At 54.5% G+C, this 26,962-nt stretch carries 25 protein-coding genes; 15 read left to right on the forward strand and 10 right to left on the reverse strand.

The window, feature by feature from the left end; all coding sequences use genetic code 11:
* Positions 1-78 precede the first annotated feature (78 nt).
* Positions 79-1,365, reverse strand: coding sequence for a Fe-S cluster assembly protein SufD (sufD, locus tag NBE99_RS06265; protein WP_250683611.1), 1,287 nt, complete (start codon positions 1,363-1,365; stop codon positions 79-81).
* The gene (sufC, locus tag NBE99_RS06270) at positions 1,362-2,144 is read right to left on the reverse strand and encodes a Fe-S cluster assembly ATPase SufC (RefSeq protein ID WP_250683612.1); all 783 of its coding nucleotides are present in this window, start codon (positions 2,142-2,144) and stop codon (positions 1,362-1,364) included. The genes sufD and sufC overlap by 4 nt, the downstream gene beginning before the upstream one ends.
* 157 nt (positions 2,145-2,301) lie before the next feature.
* On the opposite strand from sufC, the gene NBE99_RS06275 reads away from it, so the two are divergent.
* Positions 2,302-3,954 (forward strand): aldehyde dehydrogenase family protein, encoded by a 1,653-nt coding sequence (locus NBE99_RS06275; RefSeq protein ID WP_250683613.1) that lies wholly within the window; start codon positions 2,302-2,304, stop codon positions 3,952-3,954.
* A 2-nt stretch (positions 3,955-3,956) separates the two neighbouring features.
* On the opposite strand, the gene NBE99_RS06280 is transcribed toward NBE99_RS06275, so the two are convergent.
* The 3 genes from NBE99_RS06280 to crtR form a co-directional block, all read right to left on the reverse strand.
* Positions 3,957-5,195 carry an endo-1,4-beta-xylanase gene (locus NBE99_RS06280; protein WP_250683614.1) on the reverse strand — a complete coding sequence of 413 codons (1,239 nt, stop codon included), beginning with the start codon at positions 5,193-5,195 and terminating at the stop codon, positions 3,957-3,959.
* A 62-nt stretch (positions 5,196-5,257) separates the two neighbouring features.
* Positions 5,258-6,217: an ABC transporter ATP-binding protein gene (locus NBE99_RS06285; protein WP_250683615.1), complete on the reverse strand. Its 960-nt coding sequence runs from the start codon at positions 6,215-6,217 to the stop codon at positions 5,258-5,260.
* Between the two features lie 14 nt (positions 6,218-6,231).
* A complete protein-coding gene (gene crtR, locus NBE99_RS06290) occupies positions 6,232-7,116 on the reverse strand; it encodes a beta-carotene hydroxylase (RefSeq protein WP_399371049.1) in 885 nt (294 codons plus the stop codon).
* 181 nt (positions 7,117-7,297) lie between these two features.
* Between crtR and recN the strand changes: the two genes are divergently transcribed.
* The 8 genes from recN (at position 7,298) to NBE99_RS06330 (ending at position 15,132) form a co-directional block, all read left to right on the forward strand.
* A complete protein-coding gene (gene recN / locus NBE99_RS06295; protein WP_250683617.1) occupies positions 7,298-9,016 on the forward strand; it encodes a DNA repair protein RecN in 1,719 nt (572 codons plus the stop codon).
* Positions 9,017-9,083: 67 nt separating this feature from the next.
* On the forward strand, positions 9,084-9,449 hold the full coding sequence (locus tag NBE99_RS06300) for a resolvase (protein ID WP_250683618.1): 366 nt from the start codon (positions 9,084-9,086) through the stop codon (positions 9,447-9,449).
* A 42-nt stretch (positions 9,450-9,491) separates the two neighbouring features.
* Entirely contained in the window at positions 9,492-10,760 is a 1,269-nt protein-coding gene (gene hisS / locus NBE99_RS06305; protein ID WP_250683619.1) for a histidine--tRNA ligase, read from the forward strand.
* Positions 10,730-11,452: a sirohydrochlorin chelatase gene (locus tag NBE99_RS06310; protein WP_250683620.1), complete on the forward strand. Its 723-nt coding sequence runs from the start codon at positions 10,730-10,732 to the stop codon at positions 11,450-11,452. The genes hisS and NBE99_RS06310 overlap by 31 nt, the downstream gene beginning before the upstream one ends.
* A complete protein-coding gene (gene csaB / locus NBE99_RS06315) occupies positions 11,449-12,468 on the forward strand; it encodes a polysaccharide pyruvyl transferase CsaB (RefSeq protein WP_250683621.1) in 1,020 nt (339 codons plus the stop codon). Before NBE99_RS06310 ends, csaB begins: the two co-directional genes overlap by 4 nt.
* A gap of 63 nt (positions 12,469-12,531) precedes the next feature.
* On the forward strand, positions 12,532-13,101 hold the full coding sequence (locus tag NBE99_RS06320; protein WP_250683622.1) for a hypothetical protein: 570 nt from the start codon (positions 12,532-12,534) through the stop codon (positions 13,099-13,101).
* A gap of 130 nt (positions 13,102-13,231) precedes the next feature.
* A complete protein-coding gene (locus NBE99_RS06325) occupies positions 13,232-14,155 on the forward strand; it encodes a heme A synthase (RefSeq protein WP_250683623.1) in 924 nt (307 codons plus the stop codon).
* 17 nt (positions 14,156-14,172) lie between these two features.
* On the forward strand, positions 14,173-15,132 hold the full coding sequence (locus NBE99_RS06330; RefSeq protein ID WP_250683624.1) for a heme o synthase: 960 nt from the start codon (positions 14,173-14,175) through the stop codon (positions 15,130-15,132).
* A 7-nt stretch (positions 15,133-15,139) separates the two neighbouring features.
* Here the strand turns inward: NBE99_RS06330 and NBE99_RS06335 are convergent, their stop codons facing one another.
* Positions 15,140-16,030, reverse strand: coding sequence for an alpha/beta fold hydrolase (locus tag NBE99_RS06335; protein ID WP_250683625.1), 891 nt, complete (start codon positions 16,028-16,030; stop codon positions 15,140-15,142).
* Positions 16,031-16,098: 68 nt separating this feature from the next.
* Between NBE99_RS06335 and NBE99_RS06340 the strand changes: the two genes are divergently transcribed.
* On the forward strand, positions 16,099-16,875 hold the full coding sequence (locus NBE99_RS06340) for an SDR family oxidoreductase (protein WP_250683626.1): 777 nt from the start codon (positions 16,099-16,101) through the stop codon (positions 16,873-16,875).
* Here the strand turns inward: NBE99_RS06340 and NBE99_RS06345 are convergent.
* A complete protein-coding gene (locus NBE99_RS06345; protein WP_250683627.1) occupies positions 16,843-18,249 on the reverse strand; it encodes a type II CAAX endopeptidase family protein in 1,407 nt (468 codons plus the stop codon). The genes NBE99_RS06340 and NBE99_RS06345 overlap by 33 nt on opposite strands.
* Before the next feature lie 380 nt (positions 18,250-18,629).
* Between NBE99_RS06345 and NBE99_RS06350 the strand changes: the two genes are divergently transcribed.
* The 3 genes from NBE99_RS06350 (at position 18,630) to NBE99_RS06360 (ending at position 20,284) form a co-directional block, all read left to right on the forward strand.
* Positions 18,630-19,256 (forward strand): hypothetical protein, encoded by a 627-nt coding sequence (locus NBE99_RS06350; protein WP_250683628.1) that lies wholly within the window; start codon positions 18,630-18,632, stop codon positions 19,254-19,256.
* A gap of 267 nt (positions 19,257-19,523) precedes the next feature.
* Positions 19,524-19,703 carry a hypothetical protein gene (locus tag NBE99_RS06355; RefSeq protein WP_250683629.1) on the forward strand — a complete coding sequence of 60 codons (180 nt, stop codon included), beginning with the start codon at positions 19,524-19,526 and terminating at the stop codon, positions 19,701-19,703.
* Positions 19,704-19,771: 68 nt separating this feature from the next.
* Positions 19,772-20,284: an inorganic diphosphatase gene (locus tag NBE99_RS06360; RefSeq protein ID WP_250683700.1), complete on the forward strand. Its 513-nt coding sequence runs from the start codon at positions 19,772-19,774 to the stop codon at positions 20,282-20,284.
* Here NBE99_RS06360 and NBE99_RS06365 read toward each other — a convergent pair.
* Positions 20,281-21,048: an amino acid ABC transporter ATP-binding protein gene (locus tag NBE99_RS06365; protein WP_250683630.1), complete on the reverse strand. Its 768-nt coding sequence runs from the start codon at positions 21,046-21,048 to the stop codon at positions 20,281-20,283. The two genes, NBE99_RS06360 and NBE99_RS06365, sit on opposite strands and share 4 nt — an antisense overlap.
* Before the next feature lie 192 nt (positions 21,049-21,240).
* Between NBE99_RS06365 and topA the strand changes: the two genes are divergently transcribed.
* Positions 21,241-23,904, forward strand: coding sequence for a type I DNA topoisomerase (gene topA, locus NBE99_RS06370; protein ID WP_250683631.1), 2,664 nt, complete (start codon positions 21,241-21,243; stop codon positions 23,902-23,904).
* Positions 23,905-25,509 (forward strand): radical SAM protein, encoded by a 1,605-nt coding sequence (locus NBE99_RS06375; RefSeq protein ID WP_250683632.1) that lies wholly within the window; start codon positions 23,905-23,907, stop codon positions 25,507-25,509. It abuts the gene before it with no gap.
* Here NBE99_RS06375 and NBE99_RS06380 read toward each other — a convergent pair.
* Entirely contained in the window at positions 25,506-26,045 is a 540-nt protein-coding gene (locus tag NBE99_RS06380) for an NUDIX hydrolase (RefSeq protein WP_250683633.1), read from the reverse strand. The two genes, NBE99_RS06375 and NBE99_RS06380, sit on opposite strands and share 4 nt — an antisense overlap.
* Positions 26,033-26,857: a DNA-methyltransferase gene (locus NBE99_RS06385; protein WP_399371051.1), complete on the reverse strand. Its 825-nt coding sequence runs from the start codon at positions 26,855-26,857 to the stop codon at positions 26,033-26,035. The genes NBE99_RS06380 and NBE99_RS06385 overlap by 13 nt, the downstream gene beginning before the upstream one ends.
* Positions 26,858-26,962: the final 105 nt, after the last annotated feature.

A 26,962-nucleotide genomic window follows, 5' to 3' on the forward strand; every position in this document is an offset into this window, starting at 1 on the left:
GAGCCTTTCAACCCTGAGCCACGGCGATTTCCCCATTTGATCTCGTGTTTGGAAAACTCTAAACACACCCAAGAGAAGCTAGTGTAATTTAGCCAAGAGGGCTTCTTCTAGCTCCTGTCGGAGAGGATCTGGCTCAATATCAACCAGCTGCTCAAGGGCAAAGGCCTTCACCAGTAAATCCCGTGCTTGGCGCTCATCGAGGCCGCGACTGCGCAGGTAAAAGAGATCCTCAGCCGCCAGTTGACTGACGGTAGCACCGTGGGAGCATTTGACATTGTCGGCAACAATTTCCAGTTGCGGCTTGGTATCCACACGGGCTTTATCGGAGAGGAGTAGCGTGCGATTGAGCTGGCTCGCATCCGTGAGTTGCGCCACTTGGGGCACGACAACGCGGCCATTAAAAATACCATGGGCGCGATCGCCAAGAATGCACTTGTGAATCTGTTCACTGCCGCTATGGGGAGCATTAAAGAACACTGCCGAGTGGGTGTCCATGATCTGCTCGTCCATGGCGATCGCCAGCCCCTTGAGGAGCGTTTGACTGCCACTGCCCTGGATCTGCACCTGCCAATTGTGACGGCTCAAGCATCCCCCCAGATCAATGGCATGACCCGCATAGTGACTCTCCCGCTCTTGGCAAACAGCCGTCGCCCCAATGTGAATCGCTGTCGGCGATTGGTGTTGAATCCGCACATGGTGCAGGCGAGCAGCGGTACCGAGGGAAATTTCCGTCACACTGTTGGTAAATTGTTGGTCACCCGTTAGGGACAAAAAGCGCTCAATTAGGGTGGCTTGGCTTTGGGCAGCCACTTCAACTGTGAGGCGGGGCGACACCACGCTCTGCTGCTGCCGACTACTGACAAAGAACACCTCTACCGGTTCAGGGAGAGACCCCGATAGCCGCAAACAAATCTGCTCCGCCAGCATGGCGGCATTGAGATCACTAAAGACCTCTGGGGGAGCGATCGCTGGCCGGGAAGGGGGCAATCGTTCAACCCCAGCAGCATTCAGACGGGAGAGTTCCCCGCAAAAATAGCCATCAATCAGAACAATTTGGGCAACGGTTGGAAAACTGCGCTCGCAGAGTAAATGCCGTACTTCTGCTACAAGTTCTGGGGCAAGGGGGGCAATGGGTGCTTGGAACGATCGCGTGCGTAACGCCGATAAATCCGTAAAGCGCCACTCCTCATCACGGGGGGTAGGCAAGGTTTGCTCATGCAGGCGATCGCGGGCGGCCTGCCGCAGGGGTTCTAACTCAGCATGGCGTAAAGGGGGTGCCAAGGCCAGCAAATCACTGAGATCATTGGCGCGACGGCCGGTGGGTAAATCCGCCTGATCAGAATTGGCGTTGACCGTAATTGTCATGAAAGAGCACCCTCCTCTTCGCGTACCCAGTCATAGCCGCGTGCTTCGAGTTCCAGCGCCAGTTCCTTCGGCCCTGTGAGGATAATTCGCCCGCCTTCCATCACATGGACATAGTCGGGCACGATGTAGTCGAGCAGCCGCTGATAGTGCGTAATCAGGAGAATGCAGTTATCGGGGCGAGTCAGTTGATTGACACCGTTGGCGACAATGCGCAGCGCATCAATATCGAGGCCAGAGTCGGTTTCATCGAGGATAGCAAGGGTTGGCTCCAAGAGAGCCATTTGCAGAATTTCGTTACGCTTTTTCTCACCGCCAGAGAAGCCCTCATTCACCCCGCGATTGAGAAAGGCTTCATCCAATTTCACCAGTTCAATTTTCTGCCGCACCAAATCATCAAAATCAAAGGCATCCAGTTCCTCGAGGCCTTGGTGCTTGCGCTTGGCATTGTAGGCTACCCGCAGAAAGTCAAGATTGCTCACCCCCGGAATTTCAAGGGGGTATTGAAAGGCCAAAAAGACGCCTTCGCGGGCACGTTCCTCTGGGGGCAACTCCAAGAGATTCTTGCCTTTGTAGAGCACTTCACCGCCCGTCACCGTGTAGTCGGGATGCCCCGCGAGGATTTTCGAGAAGGTACTTTTGCCGGAGCCATTGGGACCCATGATGGCGTGAATTTCCCCAGCGCGAATCGTCAGGTTCAGGCCTTTGAGAATGGGAGTGTCCTCCACACTGGCGGTGAGATCACGCACCTCTAAAATGACTTCGCTGTCGGGACGAATCACGCCTTACCTCCCTTGCATCGTTCATAATTTTTTAATGTAGCGCAGCGGGCTGGCGATCGCGATTGAGTTTCTTGGCAGAGGAGGATTGAGGAAAACAGCATACCCAGACCCCGCACGACTGACCACAGTTCCCATAGGAGCCAACACCCCAACTTCTATGACACTTTCCACAGCGACGATTCCCGAACTTGAACGACTCCATCAACAGGCGAACGAATGGCAGCGCCTCTCCCCACGGCAGCGCATTCCCTATCTCCAAGCCATGAAGACCCTTGCCCGTCGCCATGCCCCAGAGTGGGTCAGCTTGGCCTGTCAAATCAAAGGCATTGACCCCCAGGGCGTTTGGGCAGGAGAAGAATGGACCACTGGTCCTTTGGGACTCATTCTCAAGCTCGATCACTATCTCCATGCCCTGCGTCATGAGGCAACGCCCCCCGTGCCCCGCTGGCGAACTGCCCCCAGTGGTCAGGCGATCGCTGAAATTCTCCCCCGCAATTGGCAAGAGCGCCTGCTCTGGTTTGGGGTCAAGGCAGAAGTCTGGCTGCAACCGGGTCAACCCCCGACCCAAGGCAGTGCCTACCGTAACCCTCCCCCAGCCGGTGTTGCTGTGGTGCTGGGTGCGGGCAATATCACCTCTTTGTGCTTGGCGGATGCCCTCTACCAATTGGTGGTGGCCAATCGCGTGGCGCTGCTGAAAATGAATCCCCTCTTAGCGCCCCTAACGGATTGTTTTCGTAAGGTGTGTGCCCCCCTGATTGAGGCGGGTTTCCTTGAGATTATGGAGGGGGATGCAACCCTCGGAGAAGCCCTTTGCCACCATCCCTTGACACAGCACATTCACATTACGGGTTCCCACCACACCTACAATCGTCTGGTCTGGGGAGACACTGCTGCGGAACAGGCCATTCGCAAAGCCCGCCAACACCGCAAGCTGACCAAACCTGTAACGGCGGAATTGGGCAATGTGACGCCCTTGCTGATTGTCCCCGGTGAATGGACGGAGGCTGAACTGGCGTACCAAGCCCGCCAAGTGGCCAGTGCCCTTGTCCATAACGCCAGCTTTAACTGCATTGCAGCGCAGATTGTCGTCACCGCTGCCGGCTGGCCGCAGCGAGAGGCATTCCTAACGGCTCTCAAGGCACAACTCCAAGAAATTCCCCCCCGTCCTGCCTACTATCCGGGGGCGATCGCCCGCTATGAGTCATTTCTAGCGGATTATCCCCAAGCGACGGTGCTCAGTTCTCCGCTGGAAGGCACGATTCCTTGGACACTGATTGAAGGCCTGACGCCTGCGGCGAATCCGCGTATCTTCCAAGAGGAGGTCTTTTGTGGTCTTTTGGCAGAGGTGCAATTGCCCGTGCATGATGCCGCAGACTTTTTGGCCACGGCGGTGCCCTTTGTCCATGAGCGGCTCTGGGGAACCCTTGGCTGTAGTCTGATTGTGGATCCACGGACTGAGGCCACCTATTCAGAAGCCCTAGAGCGAGCGATCGCCCAACTGCGCTATGGCTCCATTGCCATCAATGCGTGGGTCTCCCTAGCCAACGGGTTAGGCTGTACCCCTTGGGGCGCCTTTCCCGGACATACACCAGCGGCCATTGGTTCTGGCGTGGGCGTAGTTCACAACAGCTTTCTGTTTGACTATCCCGAAAAAGCCGTGATTCGTGTGCCCTTCCAGTTACCTGTGACACCGCCTTGGTTTTATGGGCATCGCACCCTACCCCAACTGGCGCGGGCGGTGATGGACATTTACACAACGGGTAATCCCTTGGCTTGGCTCTCCCTCTTGACAGCGGCACTGCGGGGCTAGGCTCAAAATCGAACGGTAACGCTCGTGCCCCCTTGGGGGAGTTCAAACTCACGGGTACGGGTTTGGCCTTGGGCGGTCACTGTCAAGCGATAGCGACCGAGGTAGCCGCGTCCCTGCCATTGGCCTTCGGCGTTCGTTTGGCCAGTCACCCTTGTCCACCACTCCTCAAAGAGGAGTTTGCGGTAGGCGATCGCCGCTGGCTTGGCGGAAAAGTCTTGGCGATAGAGTCCCGCTTGGGGACGCCAATGGTTCCCCGCCCAAAAGCCCCAGAGCAAAATCTCCTGCACAGCGGGGTGGGCAAAGCCAATGCGGTAAATCTGACGCAGCGTCTGCGCCTGCTGTTGTTCATCGGCCAAACTCACACTCACTTCGGTAATTTTCAACGGCAGATTGAACTGGGCAAGGGTATCGAGGGCACGCTGCATTTTCGCCTCATCCAAGGGATATTCCAGATGGGCTTGAATGCCGATCCCGCCAATGGGCACCCCTTGAGCCAAGAGATTGCGAATCTGCTCGACATAATCATTCAGGCGATCGCCCTCAATGATGCCGTAGTCGTTAACGTAAAGAATCGCATCGGGATTGCCCTCACGGCACCATTCAAACATCTCCTTGACAATGCCCGCACCAAGGCGGCTGCGGAAAAAATTGCCATGGAGCATTTCATTGTTGACATCAAATTCATTGATGCGACCGCGATAGTGGCGACAGACGGTAATGGCATGGTTTTTCACCGCTGCGCGCAATTGCTCCGGCGGTAGCGCCTTCAGCCAAGGGGGATTAAACTGCTCCACTTCCCAAAAGAGGGTATGTCCCCGCATCGGCCAGCCCTGCGCCTGCACCCAGTTGAGGATAGTGTCAGCCATAGTAAAGTCGAGCTTGCCCTGCTCTGGCTCCAATTGATACCACTTGAGGGCATTTTCATGAACCGCCGCATTGAAGTTTGCCTGAGCCGTCCGCTTGTACCAGTCAGCCGCAGGGGGTGGGGAGGGGCGAAACATCTCCGTATCGAGGGCAACCCCAAAGGGAAAGGCATGGCTTTGCTGCACTAGTTGAATACGGGCATTGGCAATGGCGCGACCTTGGGTATCTTGCACTATCACTGTTACAGGCGCCTGTCGCAGTTGCTCAATCTGCTGACTGAGGGCATCGGTGGCCACCGAAGAAAAAGAGGTGCCACAGGCAACGATGAGCAAAGCCGTAAGGCAACTTAGCCAAAGAAAACGGCGCCAGTTCAGCATTCAGCATCCTTTTCGTTACTTTCACTCCTCATCTCAGACGGCGCGAGCCAGCCCCAAGCTCCCTAGTGGGTCACTTGAATGCCCCGTTGGCGCAGTTGAGCAACAAAAAATTCCTCAAGGGTGGGACGCGCAAGGCGCAGTTGCAGAATTGTCCCGCCCATTTCTTCCACAAGCGTGAGAAACCGTTGGAGGGGAATTTTGATCACCCCTTGCCAGCGATCGCCCTGAATCTCTAGGGAATAGAGCCATTCTTGGAGGCCATCCACATGACCCCCTTTGCCCACGACATGGTAGGCTTCGCTACTGCCAAGGAGTTCATCGACACCGCCCGCGCAAATCAGTTCCCCTTGCGCCAAAATGCCAATGCGATCGCAGATGGCCTCAACATCCGCCAGCACATGGCTATTGAAGAAAATCGTTTTGCCCTGCTGTTTTAAGGAAAGAATGATCTCGCGAATTTGATAGCGGCCCAAGGGGTCAAGACCCGACATCGGTTCATCTAAAAACACCACTTCGGGATCGTTAATCAGGGCTTGCGCCAATCCCACCCGCTGCACCATCCCCTTGGAATAGCGGCGCATTTGCTTTTTGCGGGCATCCTTGAGGTTGAGGCCGACCATTTCCAACAACAGGGGAATGCGTTCTTTGCGGGTGGCGGCACTGAGGCCAAACAAACCTGCGGTAAATTCAAGGAACTCCCAAGCGGTTAAATAGTCGTAAAAGTAAGGGTTTTCCGGCAGGTAGCCAATCCGCTGCCGCACAGCGCGATCGCCCAAGGGATGCCCCAGAAGCGTGCCGTGACCGGCGCTGGGCCGCACCAGACCTAGGAGGGTTTTCAGGAGTGTGGTTTTACCCGCGCCATTGGGGCCTAGGAGGCCAAAGGTTTCCCCTTGGTGCACTTGCAGCGACACCGATTTAAGGGGCGTGAGCACCGTCCGCAGCCAGAAACCGCTACGGTACGACTTTTGTAAGTTTTCGACGGCCACGACAAGGGGGCGATCGCCCGCAGCGTTAGTCACCATAGCGGGGGGTTACCTCAGGAAGAACGAGGGCGATGGAAGTGCAAACCCACCAAGGCATCATAGAGAAAGGGCAAGAAATTTCCTGGTTCCAATATACCAAGGGTTTGTTTGCAGCCATGGGCATCGAGGAGGGGTTTGACGGCGTAGTAGGCGGGTTGCACCTTGTACCACGGGATATTCGGCCAGAGGTGATGGATGAGGTGATAGTTTTGGCCAAAAATAAGCAGGTTAAGGATGCGACTGGGATAGACCCGCGCATTGTGCCAGCGATCGCGCTCTATATGGGGACGATGCGGAAAATAATCAAAAAATAGCCCCAGCATCAGACCCACCACCCCGGCGGGCAGAAACCAATAATTCAAAACGTAGTCTAAATAGCCATTGAGGGCAGCAAAGGTCACAAGCCCCACCAGCGTCAAGCGGCTGAGAAACCACTCCAGAAGTTCATAGTTGCGCCAAAGCCGCCGCTTAAAAAAGAAAACCTCATGGTAGAAAAAGCGGGGTGCAATCAGCCACAGCGGCCCCCCTTTGGAAACGTAATGGTCGGGATCATTTTCGGGATCATTCACATGGGCATGGTGCTGCATATGCACGCGGGTAAAGACGGGGAAGACAAACCCCAACATCAAGGCGCTGCCATGCCCCATGATGGCATTCATGATGCGATTGCTGTGGGCAACATTGTGGGAGGCATCGTGGATCACAGTGCCCATGAGGTGTAAGGCCAACATGTTCGCCACAAAGGAGATCCAGCCCGGCCAGTGACCTTGAAAATAGCCCCACGTCGAGAGAATGGCGATCGCAAATGCGGCAAAAAACATGACCAAGGTGGGATTAAAGCCCTCTGGTGGACCTAAAAATTCTTTGGGAACCGTGGCCGGGATCGCTGCCTCCGTGATCATCCGCGCGGTCGCTCCTCACATTGTTGCAAAATGTTACCTTCATACTATGTAGGCTAATCAGCGGTACAAAATCAAGTCGCACGATCCCAAAAGTGGGTCACCTCTTGAGGGTGGCAAACTGTTGATAGAAAGCTGACGAAAATAATTGCCCTAGAATCGTTGCTCGAGTCGAGCCAGAATGCTACAAACGCTGCGGATTCAAAACTTTGCCTTGGTTGCGGAGCTAGAGGTCACCTTTCAGCCGGGGTTGAATGTGCTCACGGGTGAAACAGGCGCAGGCAAGTCGATCCTCCTCGATGCCATTGATGCCCTCTTGGGGGGAAAGCTCTCAGCACGGCAGTTGCGATCGGGGACGGAGCAGGGCTGCATTGAAGCCATTTTCACCCTGACACCCCCAGTGAGAGACTGGCTGGCCACCCTAGAAATTGATGCTGAAGGGGATGAGGTGATCTGCACCCGTGAGTTTAGCCTCAAAGGGGAAACGTTCCGCAGTCGCAGCCGAGTCAACGGCGTGCTGGTCAATCGCCAGCAGCTTCAGGAACTGCGGCAACACCTTGTGCGTCTCACAGCTCAAGGACAGGCGGTGCAACTGGCAAGTGCGTCTCAACAGCGGGATTGGCTCGATCGCTATGGTGGAGCGGCCTTAATCACTCAGCGGCAGCGGGTGGCAGACGCCTACCGTGCATGGCAGACTCGGCAGCGAGAATTGCAGGACTTTGCCAGCAAGGAACAGCAACGCCTCCAACGACTCGACTTACTCCACTTTCAACTCCAAGAACTGCTGCCGGCGGCTCTAGATGACCCTGAAGAACTGACCCAGTTGCAACGGGACTATCAACGCCTCAGCCATGTACAGGAGCTGCAAACCCAAAGCCAACAAGCGTACTATCTCCTCTATGAAGGGGAACCGAGTGTGATGATCTTATTGGCGCAAGTCCAAGGAGCACTGCAAGCCATTGCCGACTGGGATCCAGCGCTGCAGCCGATTAGCGAATTGTTAGAGGGGGCAATCGCCCACACGGAGGAAGCCGCACGCCAACTGTGCAGTTATAGCGATCGCCTAGACACCGATCCCGCGACCCTCGATGCCCTTGGTGATCGCATCCACCAACTACAACGCCTATGCCGCAAGTATGGGCCTGACTTGGGCAATGTCATTGCCTATCGCGATCGCATCCAAGCAGAGTTAGCAGCCCTCAGTCAGGAATCCACCAGCCAAGAGCACCTAGAGGCAGAAGTTACCCAACTGCGGCAAGCCCTTGAGCAAGCCAGTGCTGAACTTCATGAATTACGACTAGCGGCAGCAAAACGCCTAGAAGAAGACCTGCTGACCCATCTTCGGCCCCTCGGACTTCCCCAAGCCCGTTTTACCGTGCAGCTAACGAGTACAGAAGCTAGTAGTAGTGGCAGTGACGAGATTAGATTTCTTTGGAGTGCCAATCCCGGCCAACCCCTACAACCCCTTGGGGAGATTGCCTCTGGCGGTGAAATGAGCCGATTTTTACTGGCGTTGGAGACCTGCTTGACGACACAGCAAACGCCGAAAACGTTGATTTTTGATGAAATTGATGTCGGGGTCTCCGGCCGCGTCGCGGGGGCGATCGCCGAGAGTTTAAGCCGATTGGGGCAAACCCATCAGGTGTTGTGCGTTACCCATCAATCCTTGATTGCGGCAGCGGCGGATCACCACTATTTGGTGCAAAAGGACATTGACCCCAGTACTGCCACAACGGTAATTCGTGTGCAATACTTAACCGAGGAGGCACGGGTGCAGGCATTAGCAGATTTAGCGGGGGGCGATCGCTCGGCAATGGCACTCTCATTTGCCAGTGGTCTTTTGGCGCAGCAGCAGCGACCCTCTCCTCCCCCCTCCGCAGAAATAACCATGAAAACTTGATGAGCTTACGGGAATACTCTTACAGTAAAACAAGTTTGACAGCAACATTACCGTTTGGCCGTTCTCGATGCAGCGTTCTTCTTATCCTGCGGGGGGGGATGAGTTAATGACCATTGATCAAGTGCAGCAAACTCTCCGCCGCTCCCGTGCGTCTATTTATCGCTATGTCAACACCAATCATGAAACCATTAATCCCCCCTTTGATCCCCAACGCCTCAATCCAGAGCACCGCAAGAGCCGCCGCGAACCGTTGCTGTTTCACCCCAATGAAGTGGCTCGCTTTGCCCGTGACGTAATGGGCATTACTACCCTGCAAGTGGAATTGAAAACCACACCCCCGAACCCCACCGAGGATCTGTTAAGGCAAGTTTTGGAAGAGTTAAAACAAATTCGTGAAGTGCTAGAGCGAGTGGAGAAGCGCTTGGGGAGCTAGGCAGTTATAATACCTCTGTTCTATTGTGCGTTTGCTGTCAGCATGGGTTTGCAAGCACCCCGCGGAACTCGCGATATTTTGCCCGCCGAACGGGCCTATTGGCAGTATTTAGAAACCCTTGCTCGCCAAATCCTTGATCGAGCTGCTTACCGTGAAATCTGCACCCCTATCTTTGAGCAAACAAATCTCTTTGAGCGGGGCATTGGCGAAGCTACCGATATTGTCAGCAAGGAAATGTACACCTTTAGCGATCGCGCTCAACGCTCGCTGACCCTACGGCCAGAGGGCACGGCTGGGGTAGTACGTGCCTATATTGAGCATGGTCTGCACAGCCAAGGGGGCGTGCAACGTCTGTGGTACCTAGGGCCCATGTTTCGCTACGAGCGGCCACAGTCCGGTCGCTATCGCCAGTTTCACCAGTTGGGAGTGGAAGTTTTAGGGAGTGCCGATCCCCGTGCCGATGCTGAAGTGATTGCCGTGGCCTTAGATATTTTGCAGGCCCTAGGACTGAAGGAGTTAACCCTGATGCTCAACTCCGTCGGCGATCGCGAGGATCGCAGTGCCTACCGTCAAGCCTTGGTGGATTACCTCACCCCCTACAAAGCCGATTTAGACCCCGATTCCCAAGAACGCCTGCACCGCAATCCCCTACGGATTCTCGATAGCAAAGACCCTCGCACCCAAGCGATTGTCAAGGAAGCGCCTCGGCTATTGGATTACCTCAGCCCGCGATCGCGCGACCATTTTGAGCAGGTGCAATCCCTCTTGCAGGCTCTGGGCATCCGCTACCAGATTAATCCTGCCCTTGTGCGCGGCCTCGACTACTATACCCACACCGCCTTTGAATTTCAGGATTTGAGTTTGGGCAACGAGGGAACCGTCTGTGGGGGGGGGCGCTACGATCACTTGGTTGAAGAACTCGGCGGCCCGCCAACCCCGGCCATTGGTTGGGCGATGGGCCTGGAGCGACTGATTTTGCTTCTACGGGATCACCCCCTACCCCCACGGGATGAACCCTATCTCTACATGGTGACGCGGGGCGAGGCTGCCGAACGGCAGGGGCTGATCTTGGCACAGCAATTGCGGCATCAAGGTTACACCGTCGAGGTGGATCTTAGCGGCAGTGCCTTTGGTAAGCAGGTGAAACGCGCCGATCGCGTTGGTGCCACGGTGTGTCTGGTGATTGGCGAGAGTGAAGCGGCCGATCGCACGGTTCAAGTGAAGTGGTTAGCCTCTGGGGAGCAGGTTTTGGTACCGCAACAGGAACTCTTGAGTGAAACTTGGCGCTCTCGATTCTCTGCCCCATCATGATGGCCTATTTTCTGATTAGCCACGGCAGTTCTGCCCCTGAGCCACAGGCGGCAATGGCGTTTTTGTGTCAGCAATTAATCAGTCTAGGAATTGTGGGATGGGGCACCCTTGAGGGAGAACCGCTACCCAAGAAGATTCAGGCCTTCAGTGGCCAAGCGCAACGCCAAGGGGTTGACCGGATAGTGATTTTACCCCTGTTTTTACTACCGGGCAACCATGTGGTTGTGGATTTGCCGCAGGCGATCGCGAGTACTGAATCGGGTCTACCCTTAGAACTGTTGACCTTCCTAGGGGGGCAACCCTTGTTTCAAGCATGGTTACAGCAGGCGATCGCCGAGGGATCTGCCCATATTCTCCTTGGCCATGGTAGCCGCCGTCCCGAGGTGCTTCCTTGGTTTGAAGAACTGTCTCAGGCTTGTGGTGTCCTCCCAGCTCTGTTGGCCCAAGAGGGGAGTTTAGGGCGTGCTATTGAAATGCGAATTGCTCAGGGCTACACCAGTAGTCGAATCTATAGCTATTTTCTCTTTGGAGGTAGAATACTCGCTCAGCTCCATGCCCAAGTGCCCCCCCTGCAAGCTCAGTACCCCCAACACCGGTTATCGCTTCTATCAGCAATTCAGCCTACCGCTTCTTTCATCAATGTGATCCAACAGATTCTGAAGGCGGCAGCGGTAGTGGAGCGTGTGGCATGACTCAGGTCTTTCTCTGTGGTTACTACGGCTATGGCAACGCGGGTGATGAAGCGCTCTTGGCCACGCTCCTAGAACAGCTCCCGCGTCATGTCTCCCCTGTGGTGCTCAGCGGTAATCCTGCGGTCACATCTGCCCTCTATGGTGTTGCCACCTGCGATCGCCGCGATTGGGGTCAGGTCCTCCGCACTCTCCGCCAGAGTCAAGCCTTTATTTGGGGGGGTGGCAGCCTGATTCAGGATGTGACGAGTTGGCGCAGTCCCCTCTATTACCTTGGCCTGATGACGCTTGCACAACAGTTGGGCTGTTGCACCCTTGCTTGGGCACAGGGCATTGGACCGCTGCAATCGCCCCTCTATCGTTGGTGGACACGAGCACTTCTGCGGCGTTGTCTTGCAGTCACAGTGCGAGATTCTGGGTCAGCAGCTCTCCTAAGGCAGTGGGGTATTTCCTATCAACAGGGGGCAGATCCGGTGTGGCTGATGTCGGCGCGTCCTGTGTTGCCCCCCAAGAATAAGGCGCCCATTGCTGTGTGCTTGCGTCCCCATCGGCACCTGACGGGCGAGCGCTGGCAATTGCTCAAAACCGCCCTGCGCCAATGGCAGGAAGACACTGGAGTTGATCTACTGCTCTTGCCCTTTCAACCCCAACAGGATTTGCCCCTTGCACAAGACCTCTACGCCACCTTGATTCCTGAGCAAACCCAACTTCTCTCCTGTGAGGATCCGCGGCAGATGAAGGGAATTTTCACAACAACGGCGGGAGCGATCGCCATGCGCCTCCATGCCCTGATTATGGCAGCTAGTGGGGGTTGTCGCTGTTTTGCCCTCAGTTATGATCCCAAGGTAAGTTACTTAATGGCCGATACGGGGATGGCTGGGGTTGAACTCAAGGCTTTGCCGGCCGACCCCCGTGCCTTGATTCGCCAATGGCAAGATACGTTCTCAGCACCCGCGCCGAGCTATCAAGCCTATCTTCAGTCTGCCGCCGTTCACAAGGCAGTGCTGAATCTCCTCTAGGCCAGCCTGCCCGCAAGGATAGGCTAAGATGAATCCGATGCGTCGTTTTGCGGCTGCAATGCCATGAGCGAATTCCATCGCCGCTATCCCACCGGCAGCATTGTCAGTGATTTGTTGCAAATTCATGACGGTCTCTTTATTGTCAAAACCACCCTTCTTGTGGGGGATACGATTTTAGCCACAGGGATGGCTGCTGCACCGACACTGGAGCAGGCGGAAGATAGTGCCCGCCAGCGTGCCTTGCAACTTCTCAGTATTCATCTACCCTTGCAAACCGAAGCGGAACTGATTCCTCGGCCACCAGCAGCTCTAGAGGCAGCTTCGTGGTCAGAAACCAACAATACAGAGCTACTCCTCGAACCCACCACCCCGCCCACGCCCCGCCGCAGCAAACCAGCGGTGAAACCGGCTAGCGAGAAGCCCCCCACGAAGCGGGAACCGGTGGATCTCGCCGATGAAATTGCCCAAACCACGGTGGAAATGAAACGCTTGGGGTGGACAGAGGCTCAAGGACGAGCTTGTTTGTTGCAACGCTATGGCAAGCGATCGCGCCAGCAACTCACCGATGAGGAACTATTGGATTTTCTCCATTTTTTGCAACAACAACCCAGTGCCGGCGAACCCTCATTTTAGGCAAAAAAACGCAAGAAAAATTTATACTCTGGCAACAACTTAAAGAAAAGCTATAGATTTTCATGCCAGCCGTGATCCCCCCCTTAGCTTCTTTACCATAAATGAAGTTGTTGCTGTCGAGGAAAAATCCGTGCTGGGTCCCTTTGATGTTCGACCCCTAACGCTAGGCAGTGATCCCAGTGCTCGTCGCCAGTGGATGTTTCGCCTCGTCCTACTGATGGCGGTCTTTACGCTCTTTTTGATGGCGGTGGGCAGTGCCACACGGGTAATGGATGCCGGTCTCGCTTGTCCCGATTGGCCGCTGTGCTTTGGCACGCTGGTGCCGCAAATGGATTTGCAAATCTTTCTAGAGTGGTTTCACCGCCTCTTGGCCACCAGTTTAGGGCTGATGGCGATCGCCTTTGCCGCATTGAGCGTGGCTTGGCGGCCAGCCCTGCCGCCTTGGGTCCCCTCCGCCGCTGCGGCGGCACTGTGCCTCGTGATTGTGCAGGGGATTTTGGGGGGGCTGACGGTGACTGAATTGCTGCGTTTTGAAATTGTTACCGCTCACCTCGGTACAGGACTGCTTTTCTTTTGCCTGTTGGTGGCAATTACCCTTGGCTTGGCTCCCTTTAGGGGCACGGGTAGTGCCCGTTGGTTGCGGATTGCAGCACCGATCGCCGCTTTATGTGTCTATGGCCAAAGTTTGTTAGGGGGCTTGGTGTCTTCGCAGTGGGCGGTGCATCAGTGTCTCTATGGCGATCGCCTGTGTGCAGTGCTCAGTAGCCATCTGATTGGCGTTGTCCCAGCTACCTTGAGCGTCTTGGGGGTGGTGATTGTGGCGTGGCGCAGCCCAGCCTTGACGCCCCTTTTGCGACAACTGAGTGTCTCGCTTCTGCCGGTGGTGGCTCTGCAAGTGGCCTTGGGGTGGAGCACCCTACAACTAAAGCTACAGGTTCCGGCACTCACGGTTGCCCATCAAACGATTGGCGCCACCCTCTTGGGACTATTGGTTGCGATTTCCACATTGGCGTGGCGCGATCGCCAACTTGGTTCCCTGAAGCATGAGTTTTGAATGATCTTGAGGCTTACATGACATTCCTAGCCAGACTTTCCTCCTCGACGGGGGATCTCTCGACAAAATTAGTGGACTATGTCCAGCTCACGAAACCCCGCTTAATCCTGCTTTTTTTGATTACCACGGCAGCAGCCATGGAAGTGGCGAGTCAAGGTCGGGTAGCCCCTCAACTGCTCCTGATTACCCTTGTCAGCGGTGCCTGTGCGGCGGCGGCGGCCAATACGATTAACTGTCTCTATGACCGCGATATTGATGCCATCATGGAGCGGACGCGCTATCGTCCTCTGCCCGCCGGTCGGGTTGCCCCTTGGGAAGCGGTGTGTCTGGCGGTGCTGTTGGCAATAACGGCCTTTAGCCTTTTGGCGGTCTTTGCCAATCTCCTCAGTGCCTGCCTTGCCATGGCCGGAATTGCGGTTTATGTGGGGGTTTATACCCACTGGCTCAAACGCTCTTCGCCGCAAAATATCGTCATTGGCGGTGCCGCTGGGGCAATTCCTCCCTTGGTGGGCTGGGCAGCAGTGACGGGAGAGCTGAGTTGGGCAGCTTGGGTGCTCTTTGCCATCATTTTTATCTGGACACCACCCCATTTTTGGCCGTTGGCAATGCTGATCCAAGAGGACTATGCCCGTGTGCGGGTGCCAATGCTGCCGGTGGTGGATGGCGATCGCGTGACGGCACAGCAAATTTTCCTCTACACGTTGGCATTGGTGCCCACCAGTCTGCTGTTGGTCTATCCCTGTGGTGTCGTGGGGTGGGGCTATGGTGGGGTGGCGATCGCCCTTGGCGGCTGGTTTATTTACCGCGCGTGGCAGTTGACCCAAACCCCCGAGGACAAGGAACAGGCACGCCGCCTCTTTAAGTTCTCGATTCTTTACATGATGTTGCTGTGTGCGGCAATGGTGGGCGATCGCATTCTCCTGCCGCAACTATCCGAAAGCCTTGATGCCCTTGCTTGTCTGATCAAGGCAACTTAGCTCTTAGCTAGATTTGACCCAACTGCTGCAACCACTCAATTAAAATGGGGTTCACTAGCTCCGGGCGATCGTCATGGGGACAGTGGCCGGTATGGGGAAGCCGCTCAATGCGAATCGGCAGGCGATCTTGGTGGGCTTCAAAGTGCTTCGCCCCGGAGACGGGTGTCCACGGATCCACCTCGCCCCACAGCACGAGAATCGGCACTTGAATCTGTGGCAGCAAATCCACAATTTTCGGTCCCGGCGGTGCCGAAATCACACGGGCAAAGACCTCCTTGGCACCCACATCCATTGCTGGCCGGTGCAACAGCTCCACCAACTCATCGGTAATGGCATCGGGATTAGCATAGACTTGGGTCAGCGTTTTGCGGATGCGCTCTGGCTGCCGAATCTGATTGAAAATCAGGTGACCAATGATGGGGGACGCCACCAAGGCACGAAAAATGGCTGTAAAGAGACTCTGCGTCCAGTTCAATTCATTGGGACGGTGGTTCAGTCCCCCGGCGCAATTGAGGACACTGACAGCGCGACAGGTATGACCGTAGCGAGCCGCCATCATCAAACACAGCAGACCACCAATCGAGTTGCCCACCCAAACTACCGGTTCACCAATATGAGCCTGCCAAAAATCGGCTAGTAACTCTGCCCACAAGTCCAAGCTGTAGGTTAAATCCGGCTTTGCTGAGGCACCAAAACCCAGTAAATCAAGGGCATAGACACGGTAGCCAGCTGCTGCGAGCGCAGGGATATTTTTGCGCCAGTGACCAATGGAGGCACCAAAGCCATGGACTAAAACCACTGGCGCACCACTGCCGTCAACTCCGTAGCGAATGCGATGACCCCGCCAGTGCCAGTCTGCGGTGGGAAATGCTGTTGTTGGTGGGAGCGTAGAGGTCATTCTGCCCAATCCCTTCCTGCAAAGTGTATTACCTTTTAAGATAGCGATCTTTACGTTTCGTAACAATTATGACAACGGCACTGATTACAGGGGCAACGGGAGGGTTGGGGCAGGCTTTTGCCCAAGCTTTGGCCGATCGCCAGCATCACCTGATCCTCACGGGTCGCTCCCTCGAGACTCTCGAAGAGCTAAAGACGCGCCTCAGCAAACGGGTAAAGGTTGTGTGTGTCCCCCAAGACCTCAGCGAACCCGGTGCAGCTCGCTGCCTCTATCAGCAGATTCAATCCCTAGGATTAACGGTGGATGTCCTAGTCAATAATGCTGGCTTTGGCGATTATGGAGCTTTTGGCGATCGCGATCGCCAGAAATTGACGGCCATGCTCCAAGTCAACATCACAGCGCTGGTGGAACTCACCCATCTCGTGCTGCAAGAAATGCGCCCCCGCCGTCAAGGAACGATCATTAACGTTAGCTCCATTGCAGCCTTTCAGCCCCTGCCCTACCTCGCTGTCTATGCTGCTAGCAAAGCCTTTGTTCGCCACTTCAGCGAAGCCCTCTGGGCAGAAGTCAAACCCTTGGGTATTCGGGTATTGGCCGTCTGTCCCGGACCCACTGCCACCAACTTCTTTGAGCGCGCTGATATGACCCGCAACCCGGCTCTGATTGCCCAGCAGGATACACCGGAACAGGTGGTGGCCGAAACCCTTGCCGCTTTGCAAACCGATGTGGCCACCGTCATTCCCGGTCAGCCCGCCAATCGCTTCCTTGCCCTTGCCGGTCGGTTGGTGCCCCGCCAGTGGTTGGTACAGCAGTTAGAACCCCGCTTCCGTCCCCCCGCTCAGTAGGAGCAAGCCTAAAAAGGAACCACTATTCCAGATGCCGTGGAGAATCATTGCTGCACCGATATTTTGCGATCGCCAGTAGATGTAACTCAGCACCGTTCCCAAGACCGTTAAGGGCAACAGATCAGCTAAATTCAGGTGGGCAATGGCAAAGAGGAGCCCGGTCAGCCCCATGGCGGTTCCTAGGGGCAGATAGGATTGCACCGACCGAAAGAAGAACCCCCGAAAGAGAATCTCCTCAAAGAAGGGCGCCATCACCGCCACCATGACATAGAGCAGGGCAAAGGTGGTGTAATCGCGGCTTTGCAAAATAATCTCCAAGAGGGGGTTGCCGCCCCCTTGATTTTTGAGAAGGGCTTGACTGATGAGGGAACTGGCCAGCACCAGCGGCAGCGCCGCCAAATAGCCGCCAATACCCCAACGCAGGGCACCCCCCAACCCCCCCTGCCAACGTAACCAATCCCAAGGGCGCTTGCCAAAGGGACGCAGAAAGTACCACAGCCAGCACAAGCCAGCAACCATCATCATCCCGTAGCTTACTAAGGCATACAGCGTTTGGGCCATGGCAGAGCGCAGCGGCAGTCCCATGCCAATCAGGGAGCGCACCAAGGGCATGAGCACCAAACTAATGGCAAAGAAAAGAGTGAACCAGATCACCATGCCTTCCCACAGGGTTTCCCAGCTCCATGTCACGGGGGTCAGCACCGGGAGCAGATTGGCCTGTCGGCGTCGTCGCAGGTGTTGATAGATCCAGACAATCCAAAGAACAATCCCGATCAAACTTCCTATCAAAGGAGTCGTGCCAATCAGGGCAAGGCGATAGAAGGCCGCTTCGGCTCGGTGTTGTTCTGCGGTGGCCAAGGCCATGAGGGCATCGGGTCGCTGTTGCAGTTCATAGAGGCGCTCGAGGGCGCGATCGCGAAACCAACCTTGAAGCGTGTTTTTAATCAACATTTCCGTATCTGGCAGCAGTTGGGGCGGCTCCGCCCACAAGCCCATCAGCACTTCTGCGGTACTACGGGTTGCCCCTTCAGCCTCGTTGATCAGGAGTTGCCACGTTGTCAGGGCGCGATCGCGCTGCCCAGTTTCAGCATAGAGCAATCCTAACTGGAGACGCAGAGGTTGATTTTGCAGTGTGGGGGTTACCAGCACCTCTTCGTAGGCTTGGATGGCAGCTTCTAAATTCCCCACCAAGCGATCGCGGGTTGTGGCATCTCCCAGCCCCTGCCATTCTCGGGCTTGCAGTGACAAATTCGTTTGAAACAGGTTGATTTGTCCTTGGGTTTGGGGTTCTAAGTAACTGCCGAGCAACGATACTGTAATTAGAGCAGCGACCACAATACTGAGGGCTGCAAGCACCAACCGCTTGAGAGACATAGGGCAAAGCTGACAAGGGACTCCCCAAAACCTTAGCGGAAAGCGACCCAAGGGATCAATGCAATGGTCTGGTGATGATCTGCTGCACGACTCGTGACCTCGCAGCGCTCTATCTCAAAATACTCGGTTTTACTGACCCCAGCCTCATCATTGGGAAAAGAGCTGGCTCTACCTGATTAACTTGCTATCCATCGTACAGAGACATTGTTAGGAACTGTATAAAATACTAAATAGTTAAGTTTATTAGTTTAAGTTCAATATAATGAGTGTTAATTATTCCAAAATATACTTGCTAGGCACGTTTGTATTGTTTTTTTTCATTGCTATCAACGCCACTGATTCAAAGATACGTCGGTTTAATTGGTGTTTTGAGCTATATTGTGATTGTTACGCTGGCATTGTCACTTCTCCTAAAATTTAAGACTAAAATTTTCTCTTTTGTTGCCAGATTTTATTTTGCTATCCTTACTGTTGTTATTGTTTTTGGTATCACTGTTTTTTGGATTCTGTATCCACTCGAAACGTCAGGTTTTCTAGGACGTGGTAGCGATCGCGATGAAGCATTGAATATTGCTTTTTGGGAATTCATACAGGGGCGATACCCCTACTTTGCAACCACTCACCTCGGAGGAAAGATAACACCACTGCTGGGTAGTATTCTAATCGCCTCACCATTTATCCTATTAGGTAATAGTGCCTATCGAAACCTATTTTGGCTAGGAATATTCCTCCTTTTAAAATCGATCTATTTAGAGAGTTTCGTATCAGCTATCTTAATGTTTATGTTTCTATCAATTTTATCGCCTGCATTTCAATACGAGTATATTTCAGGTGGTGATCTAATTGCGAATAGCATTTATGTTCTAGTAGTAATCTTTCTACAAACAAAAGCCTTATTCTCTAACTCAATGATTGCAAAGATTGCTACTAGTCTTTTCACAGGAATTGCTCTAGCTTCTCGGAGTAATTTCCTGACCTTGCTTCCCTTAATGCTAATTCTTTTTTAGCGCTCTGCTGGCCTAAGATCAGCCTTAACTGACTTATCTCTCTCCGTACTGACGCTGATATCGATTGTGATGCCGTTTTACCTCGTTTTACCAGATTCATTTCCGCCTTTTTTTGCGGGAAACAAGCTGAGTGAACTCAATGCTTCGATACCATTCATCAGCACTCTGATTATCCTTGTGACATTACTGACCTCTGTCTTACTGTCATGTCAACTACTTAAAGTTCCCACACCCAATTTACTCCCTTCGTTCATGATCCACTGTGCAGTGGTGCAAGCCCTCCCGATGGTGTGCGGTGTGATTCTCATGAGTATTCTCAACAACCAGTTAGACTTTAGTTTTCTGTATCATCGCCACGGCCTGATGTTCCTTTTCTTTGCCCTTTGGGGACTGTGGCCACAGCTCTTCACGCAACATGCTTCTCGGGGAAGTGCTCTGTCTCCCTAGGCTATAGCGGCAATACCCTTGCGGCATTTATGATGGAGACTTGTTGCGTGAACATCAATTCTATGGGTATTGATCTAAGCCGTATTCCTGCCCAACCCCAGCCGGGTGTTGTCAATGTGTTGGTGGAAATTGCTGGGGGCAGTCGTAATAAATATGAGTTTGACAAGGAAATGAACGTCTTTGCCCTCGATCGCGTGCTCTACTCGGCCGTGCACTACCCCTATGACTATGGGTTCATTCCCAATACACTGGCGGATGATGGCGATCCCCTCGATGGTTTAGTCATGATGGATGAGCCGACGTTTCCGGGCTGCGTGATTGCTGCCCGTCCCATTGGCATGCTGGAGATGATTGACAGTGGCGATCGCGACGAGAAAATTCTCTGCGTGCCTGTTGATGATCCTCGCTATGCCGAGGTGAAATCCCTCAAGGACATTGCGCCCCACCGCCTCGAAGAAATTGCTGAGTTCTTCCGCACCTACAAGAATCTGCAAAAGAAAGTGACGGAAATTCTTGGCTGGCAGGATGTGGATGCGGTGCAGCCCCTTGTTGAAAAATGCATTAAGGCCTACAAAGGCTAGTGCCTAACCAGCACACGCTCTAAAAAGAGGCGGGTTCGCTCCTTTTGCGGACGACGAAACAGTTCTTGGGGCGAGCCTTCCTCAATAATTTGGCCATCGGCAAGAAAGACCACGCGGCAGGAGACTTCACGGGCAAATTGCATTTCGTGGGTGACCACCACCATGGTCATGGCTTCTTCGGCCAATTGTCGCATGACGGCGAGCACATCCCCCACCAGTTCCGGGTCAAGGGCAGAGGTGGGTTCGTCAAACAGAAGAATCTCCGGTTGCATCGCAAGAGCGCGGGCGATCGCCACCCGTTGTTGTTGTCCCCCGGAGAGTTGCCGAGGATAGGCATCCCGTTTGTCCAGCAATCCCACTTTGGCTAATAAACTGTCAGCCATTTCAATAGCCACGCGGCGGGGGAGTTTGTGCACAAGGATCGGCGCTTCGATGATGTTTTGCAGCACCGTCATATGGGGAAAGAGGTTAAAGTTCTGAAAGACCATACCCACATCCCGGCGAATCAGCCGCAGTTGTTGTGGCGTCGGCACTGGGGGCAGGGAATGGCCGAGAATGAGAATCTCCCCCGATTGGTACGTTTCTAACCCATTCAAGCAGCGGAGCAAGGTGCTTTTGCCAGAACCACTGGGGCCAATGAGGGCGACCACTTCTTGTTTGGCAACGGTGAAGTTAATGTCCTTAAGGACATGGCGATCGCCAAAATACTTATTGAGGTGGCATGTTTGGATGACAATTTCCGGGGCTGCCCCAAGGTTGTTCATGTCTCTTGACCTACAATCTCCTTACCTAAAAATCCTTATACTGGCTAGATCACCGTTCCCCACGGGTTACGTTAGGGTATGAACAAAGGTCTAGTGTTTCTCCTTGCTCCCCATGATACGGTGGGAGAACACAATTCTATGATTGATCGTTAAACTTGAGAGTGCCGAAAAACCCATCCCGCAGCATCTGCTATGTCCACCCTTGTCATTGTTGAATCCCCAACAAAAGCCCGTACTATTCGCAAATTTCTGCCACCGGACTATCGCGTTGAAGCCTCGATGGGTCATGTCCGTGATCTGCCCCGCAGCGCTGCCGATGTCCCCCCCGAACTCAAGGGGGAAGAGTGGGCAACTCTAGGCGTCAATGTTGCTGCTGGCTTTGAACCTCTCTACATTGTGCCCAAGGACAAGCAAAAAGTTGTCAAAGACCTGAAAACCGCACTGAAAACAGCCGACGAACTCCTCCTCGCCACCGATGAAGACCGCGAAGGGGAAAGTATTAGTTGGCACTTGCTGCAACTGTTGGAGCCAAAGGTGCCTGTGCGGCGCATGGTCTTCCATGAAATTACTGAGGAAGCAATTCAAGAAGCCTTGCGCAATTGCCGCGAGGTCAACCAGCAACTGGTGCGTGCCCAAGAAACGCGGCGAATTTTAGACCGCTTGGTGGGCTATACCCTGTCGCCCCTCCTCTGGCGAAAAATTGCTCCCCATCTGTCGGCGGGGCGGGTGCAGTCGGTGGCAGTGCGCCTATTGGTGCAACGGGAGCGGGAACGGCTGGCCTTCCGCAAGGGTCAATTTTGGGATCTCAAGGCCACATTGGATCAACGGGGAACCCTCTTTCCAGCCCGTTTGGTGAGTGTTGGCGGTCAACGCTTGGCCACGAGCAATGATTTTGATCCGGCCACAGGACAGGTGCGCAACCCTGAGGCGGTCTTGCTCTTGGATGAGGCGGCTGCCAATGCCCTGCGCGATCGCCTGCTGACGGAAACATGGACGGTCAGCGAACAGGAGGAGCGCCAACAAACCCGCAAACCGGCTCCCCCCTTTACCACCTCGACGCTGCAACAGGAAGCCAACCGCAAACTGCACCTATCAGCACAGGAGACGATGCGTATTGCCCAGAAGCTTTACGAAGAGGGCTATATCACGTATATGCGCACGGACTCGGTGCATCTGTCGGAGCAAGCGATCGCCGCCGCCCGCAATTGTGTTGAAGCCATGTATGGCAAAGCCTTTTTGTCCCCTCAGCCGCGCCAATACACCACCAAAACCAAGGGTGCCCAAGAAGCCCACGAAGCGATTCGTCCTGCCGGTAGCCAGTTTCGTACCCCCCAAGAAACTGGTCTTAAGGATCGCGAACTGGAACTGTATGACCTGATCTGGAAACGCACGGTGGCTTCGCAGATGGCCGATGCCCGTGTCACCCTGCTGACGGTCTCGATTACGGCGGGGGATGCCCTCTTCCGTGCCCACGGCAAACGCATTGATTTTCCCGGCTTTTTCCGTGCCTATGTCGAAGGATCGGATGATCCTGATGCCGCCCTCGAAAGCCAAGAGGTGATGCTGCCCCTGATGCAGGTGGGGGATATTCTCCGCTGTCGCGCCCTTGAAAGTGTGGGTCACGAAACCCAGCCGCCGCCACGCTACACCGAAGCCAGCCTTGTCAAAGCCCTCGAGCAAGCCGGTATTGGGCGCCCCAGCACCTACGCCACGATCATCAGCACGATCCAAGAGCGCGAGTATGCCATTCGCCGCGGCAATGCCCTTGAACCGACCTTTACTGCGTTTGCTGTCACCGCACTGCTAGAGAAGTATTTCCCTGACTTGGTGGATATTAACTTCACCGCCCGCATGGAGCAAACCCTTGACGATATTTCCATCGGTGAAGTGCAGTGGCAGCCCTACCTTGCATCCTTTTACCTTGGTGAAAATGGCCTTGAGCAGCAGGTCAAGGAGCGGGAACGGACAATTGAGGCCACTGAAGCACGGGCAATTTTGCTGCCAGAACTGAACGCTGAAGTGGTAGTGGGTCGCTTTGGTCCTTTTGTCGTCTATCAAAATGGCAATGGCAGCGAACCCATTAAGGCTTCTTTGCCCCAAGACGCCACCCCCGGTAGCCTCACCCGTGAACAGGTGGAGCAATTAATCCGCCAAAAACTGGAGGGGCCTGACAAGCTTGGCATTCATCCAGAGACTGGGGAACCCATCTTTTTGCTAACCGGGCGGTTTGGTCCCTATGTGCAGTTGGGGGAAGCCACAGAGGCCAATCCAAAACCCAAACGAGCCTCGTTGCCCAAGGGGGTCAGTCCCGATGAAGTGACCTTAGACTTGGCGATTACATTGTTGTCACTGCCGCGAACACTGGGCGTTCATCCGCAAACGGGTAAGCTCATTCAGGCAAATCAAGGTCGCTTTGGCCCCTACATTGTCCATGACCCCGAAGGCGAGAAGGACTATCGTTCCCTCAAGGGGGAAGATGATGTCTATACGATTACCCTAGAGCGTGCCCTAGAGTTACTGGCAACCCCGAAATCGAGTCGCGGTCGTGCCAAAAAACAGGTGCTCGCGGTGTTGGGGACTCACCCAGAGGATGGGGAGCCGGTGCAGATCTTGGATGGTCCCTATGGTCCCTATGTCAACCATGGCAAGGTGAATGCCTCACTGCCAGAAGGGATGAGTCCAGAGACCATGACCCTAGAACAAGCCCTCCCCCTCTTGGCTGAAAAAGCGCCGAAGAAAACCCGCCGCACTTCAACGGCCACTGCCCCAAAAACAAAACCAACCACGAAGAAGGCCACAGCCAAAGTGGCCACAAAGACCACAAAAACCCGCCGTCGTCAGTCAACGGAAACCTAGGTGAATTCCCCCTTTACTGCTGAAACCCTCCTCTTTGAGCGATCGCGCCCACGGCCAGAGGCCCTGCGGGTCCTCTATGGCTTTCCCAATACCTACAGTGTCGGGATCACTAGCTTGGGGTATCAACTGGTGTGGGCACAGCTGGCTAGCCGTCCTGATGTGGCAGTGGGCCGCCTCTTTACCGATGTGCAGGAATCACTGCCTCGGGATCCGGAGTTGGTTGGATTTTCCTTCTCGTGGGAGTTGGACTACGGCAATCTGCTGGCTCTGCTGGAGCAGTTGGGCATTCCCATTTGGCAGCGCGATCGCGACAATTGCCATCCCTTGGTCTTTGGCGGTGGCCCGGTGCTAACGGCGAATCCTGAACCCTTTGCCGACTTTTTTGATGTGATTTTACTGGGGGACGCCGAACCCCTGCTCGATCCGTTTCTAACAACCATGGCACAGGTGCGCTCTGCCCCGCGATCGCAACAACTAGACGCCCTTGCCCAAGTGCCGGGCATTTATATTCCCAGTCTTTACCAAGTCAGCTACAACGGGACTAGCGGTCGGATTGAAAAGATTGCACCCGTCAAGGCCAATGTTCCTGCAACGGTCACCAAACAAGTGCATCGCGGCAATACCCTTGCTGCCTCAACGGTGGTTACTCCCCGCGCCGCTTGGGAAAAGATTTACATGGTGGAGGTGGTGCGCAGTTGTCCTGAGTTGTGTCGCTTTTGTTTGGCCAGCTATTTGACGTTGCCTTTTCGCACACCTAGCTTGGAAACCTTAATTCCTGCCATTGAGCGGGGGCTAGCGGTCACCGATCGCCTAGGGCTTTTGGGTGCCTCCATTACCCAACACCCTGAGTTTCCTGCGTTGATGGAACATTTGCGTCAGCCGCAATTTGCCCATGTGCGGGTCAGTTTGGCCTCAGTGCGCACCAATACGGTGACCGAATCCCTTGCCCAACTCTTGAGTCAACGGGGCAGTCAGTCGCTGACGATCGCCATTGAAACGGGGTCTGCCCGCCTACGCCAAGTAATCAATAAAAAATTGGAAACGGAGGAGATCCTCGCGGCCGCGAGCCATGCCCAAGCCGGCGGTCTCAAGGGGCTAAAGTTCTATGGCATGGTGGGACTGCCTACGGAAACGGATGCCGATGTCGAAGCCACGGTCGATCTCTTTCGCCAATTGAAAAAAACAGCGCTGCGCCTGCGGCTCACCCTTGGCTGTAGTACCTTTGTGCCCAAAGCCCATACGCCCTTTCAGTGGTGGGGGGTGCAACCCGTGGCTGAAAAACGCCTCAAATTCCTGAAAAAAGAATTGGCCAAATTGGGGGTTGAGTTTCGTCCTGAATCCTATCATGACTCGCTGATTCAAGCTTTAATTTCGCGGGGCGATCGCCGGCTTGCCCCCCTCCTCGAGCAGGTGCGCCGCTATGGCACCTCTTTAGGCAGTTATCGGCGGGCGTTTAAGGAACTGCGGGGACAGTTGCCCGATTTTGAGGCCTATGTCACTGAACATTGGCCAGAAGATACCATTTTACCGTGGCAGCATCTCCAGAGTGGTCTGCCCACTAAAACCCTGCAAAATCATCTGCAGCGAGCGCTGGCGATCGCCTAAGCTTGTCGGCGCTGAGAAAGCCATTCCAAGAGAACCGCCCGACATTGTAAGCACTCCAACTGAGCCAGTAGCTGCGGGATGTCTGGACTCTCCAGCCGAAACTTGCTCCCTCCTCGTGGCACGGGTGCTGTTGGTGCTAGTTCCGCAATAAAACCCCACAATCGTTGATTAGAGAAGGCGCTATTGATAAGCCACGGTTGCTCATTTAAGGAGGCGATTGCTTGAATGCTATCGGTGTCAGTCCCCAATTCTCGCGCTAAAATTTGGGGCACCATTGCCATAGGGGTTTGATCGGGAAGCACTCTCCCACCGGGAAAATCAACAGTGGCTCGCCGAATTCCTACTCGAAAGGTTGGGGGCAGGCAGATTAAGTAGTCGCCTTGCAGCGTCAGGATAATCACCGAGTCCGCCTTTTCCACCCGCCAGTACTCTAAAGTTTCACCCTTCTCGGTTAACCATTGCTCGGCAATTAACGTAACCCACTTCGATTGAATGCGTACCAGTTCGTTGAGCGATCGCCAATTCACTGTTGCCACTCTTCAGGAATTTGTGCTATTTTCTCATGTCCTGTGGGGGTGTACACCGGTCTGCCGAGGGGGCGGTAGGGCAGGGTGCCATTTTCATAGGCCTGAATTCGTTGGCGAGCAATGTTGACATAAGCGGGTTCCTTTTCACAGCCCATCGCCCGCCGATTGTGCATTAGGGCAGCCAAGAGGGATGATCCCACCCCCATATAGGGGTCAAAGACCCAATCCCCTGCATGGCTGAGGGCAAGGACGCACCGCTCCACCAACTCAATGGGAAACTGGCAGGGATGCAGTGTTTTTTCAGGATGATTGGACTTGACATTGGGAATATCCCACACCAGTTCTTGCCAATCCTGAACAACTATTTCCCAGACATCTGATGGATTTTTGCCCAAGGGATTGCCCGAGGGTTTGCCCTTATTGGGGCCTTTGAAATGGCGTTTCCCCGGATATTTGGCTGGAATACGCACCGCATCCAAATGAAAGATATAGTGATCGGACTTCGTGAACCAAAGAATCGTTTCATAGCGGCCAGAAAAGCGCTTTGTGGCATGGAGACCGTGGCCAAATTTCCAAATGATGCGATTGCGCAGCTTCAAACCCAACCGCTTGAACAGGGGATAAAACAAAATATCTAAGGGATAAACCTCTCCCCCTTGAACAAAATTCCCCACTTGCCAGCACAAACTTCCCTCTGGCCGAAGCACTCGATATAGCTCGGCAATCACTTGGCTTTGGCTCTGGAGATAGTCCTCGATCGCCATCGGCGTTTCATAGGCCTTGCCGAGGTTGTAGGGTGGCGACGTGAAGATGAGCGTCATGGCCTCATCCGGCACCTGACGAATTACCTCACAAACATCTCCACTGGCAATGACTAGCTTAGCCTCTGGAGAAAAGCGCTCTTGAATGTGCTGGCCAGAACTCAA

This window comes from Thermosynechococcus sp. HN-54 (assembly GCF_023650955.1).
Lineage (GTDB): Bacteria > Cyanobacteriota > Cyanobacteriia > Thermosynechococcales > Thermosynechococcaceae > Thermosynechococcus.

Bases quoted from the DNA above. Each gene is read 5' to 3' on its own strand.
- NBE99_RS06385 (WP_399371051.1), bottom strand. From the start codon at position 26,857: ATGACGCTCATCTTCACGTCGCCACCCTACAACCTCGGCAAGGCCTAT.
- topA (WP_250683631.1), top strand. From the start codon at position 21,241: ATGTCCACCCTTGTCATTGTTGAATCCCCAACAAAAGCCCGTACTATT.
- sufD (WP_250683611.1), bottom strand. From the start codon at position 1,365: ATGACAATTACGGTCAACGCCAATTCTGATCAGGCGGATTTACCCACC.
- NBE99_RS06275 (WP_250683613.1), top strand. From the start codon at position 2,302: ATGACACTTTCCACAGCGACGATTCCCGAACTTGAACGACTCCATCAA.
- recN (WP_250683617.1), top strand. From the start codon at position 7,298: ATGCTACAAACGCTGCGGATTCAAAACTTTGCCTTGGTTGCGGAGCTA.
- NBE99_RS06345 (WP_250683627.1), bottom strand. From the start codon at position 18,249: ATGTCTCTCAAGCGGTTGGTGCTTGCAGCCCTCAGTATTGTGGTCGCT.
- NBE99_RS06330 (WP_250683624.1), top strand. From the start codon at position 14,173: ATGACATTCCTAGCCAGACTTTCCTCCTCGACGGGGGATCTCTCGACA.
- NBE99_RS06300 (WP_250683618.1), top strand. From the start codon at position 9,084: ATGCAGCGTTCTTCTTATCCTGCGGGGGGGGATGAGTTAATGACCATT.
- NBE99_RS06335 (WP_250683625.1), bottom strand. From the start codon at position 16,030: ATGACCTCTACGCTCCCACCAACAACAGCATTTCCCACCGCAGACTGG.
- NBE99_RS06285 (WP_250683615.1), bottom strand. From the start codon at position 6,217: ATGGTGACTAACGCTGCGGGCGATCGCCCCCTTGTCGTGGCCGTCGAA.
- hisS (WP_250683619.1), top strand. From the start codon at position 9,492: ATGGGTTTGCAAGCACCCCGCGGAACTCGCGATATTTTGCCCGCCGAA.
- NBE99_RS06320 (WP_250683622.1), top strand. From the start codon at position 12,532: ATGAGCGAATTCCATCGCCGCTATCCCACCGGCAGCATTGTCAGTGAT.
- NBE99_RS06365 (WP_250683630.1), bottom strand. From the start codon at position 21,048: ATGAACAACCTTGGGGCAGCCCCGGAAATTGTCATCCAAACATGCCAC.
- csaB (WP_250683621.1), top strand. From the start codon at position 11,449: ATGACTCAGGTCTTTCTCTGTGGTTACTACGGCTATGGCAACGCGGGT.
- NBE99_RS06340 (WP_250683626.1), top strand. From the start codon at position 16,099: ATGACAACGGCACTGATTACAGGGGCAACGGGAGGGTTGGGGCAGGCT.
- NBE99_RS06280 (WP_250683614.1), bottom strand. From the start codon at position 5,195: ATGCTGAACTGGCGCCGTTTTCTTTGGCTAAGTTGCCTTACGGCTTTG.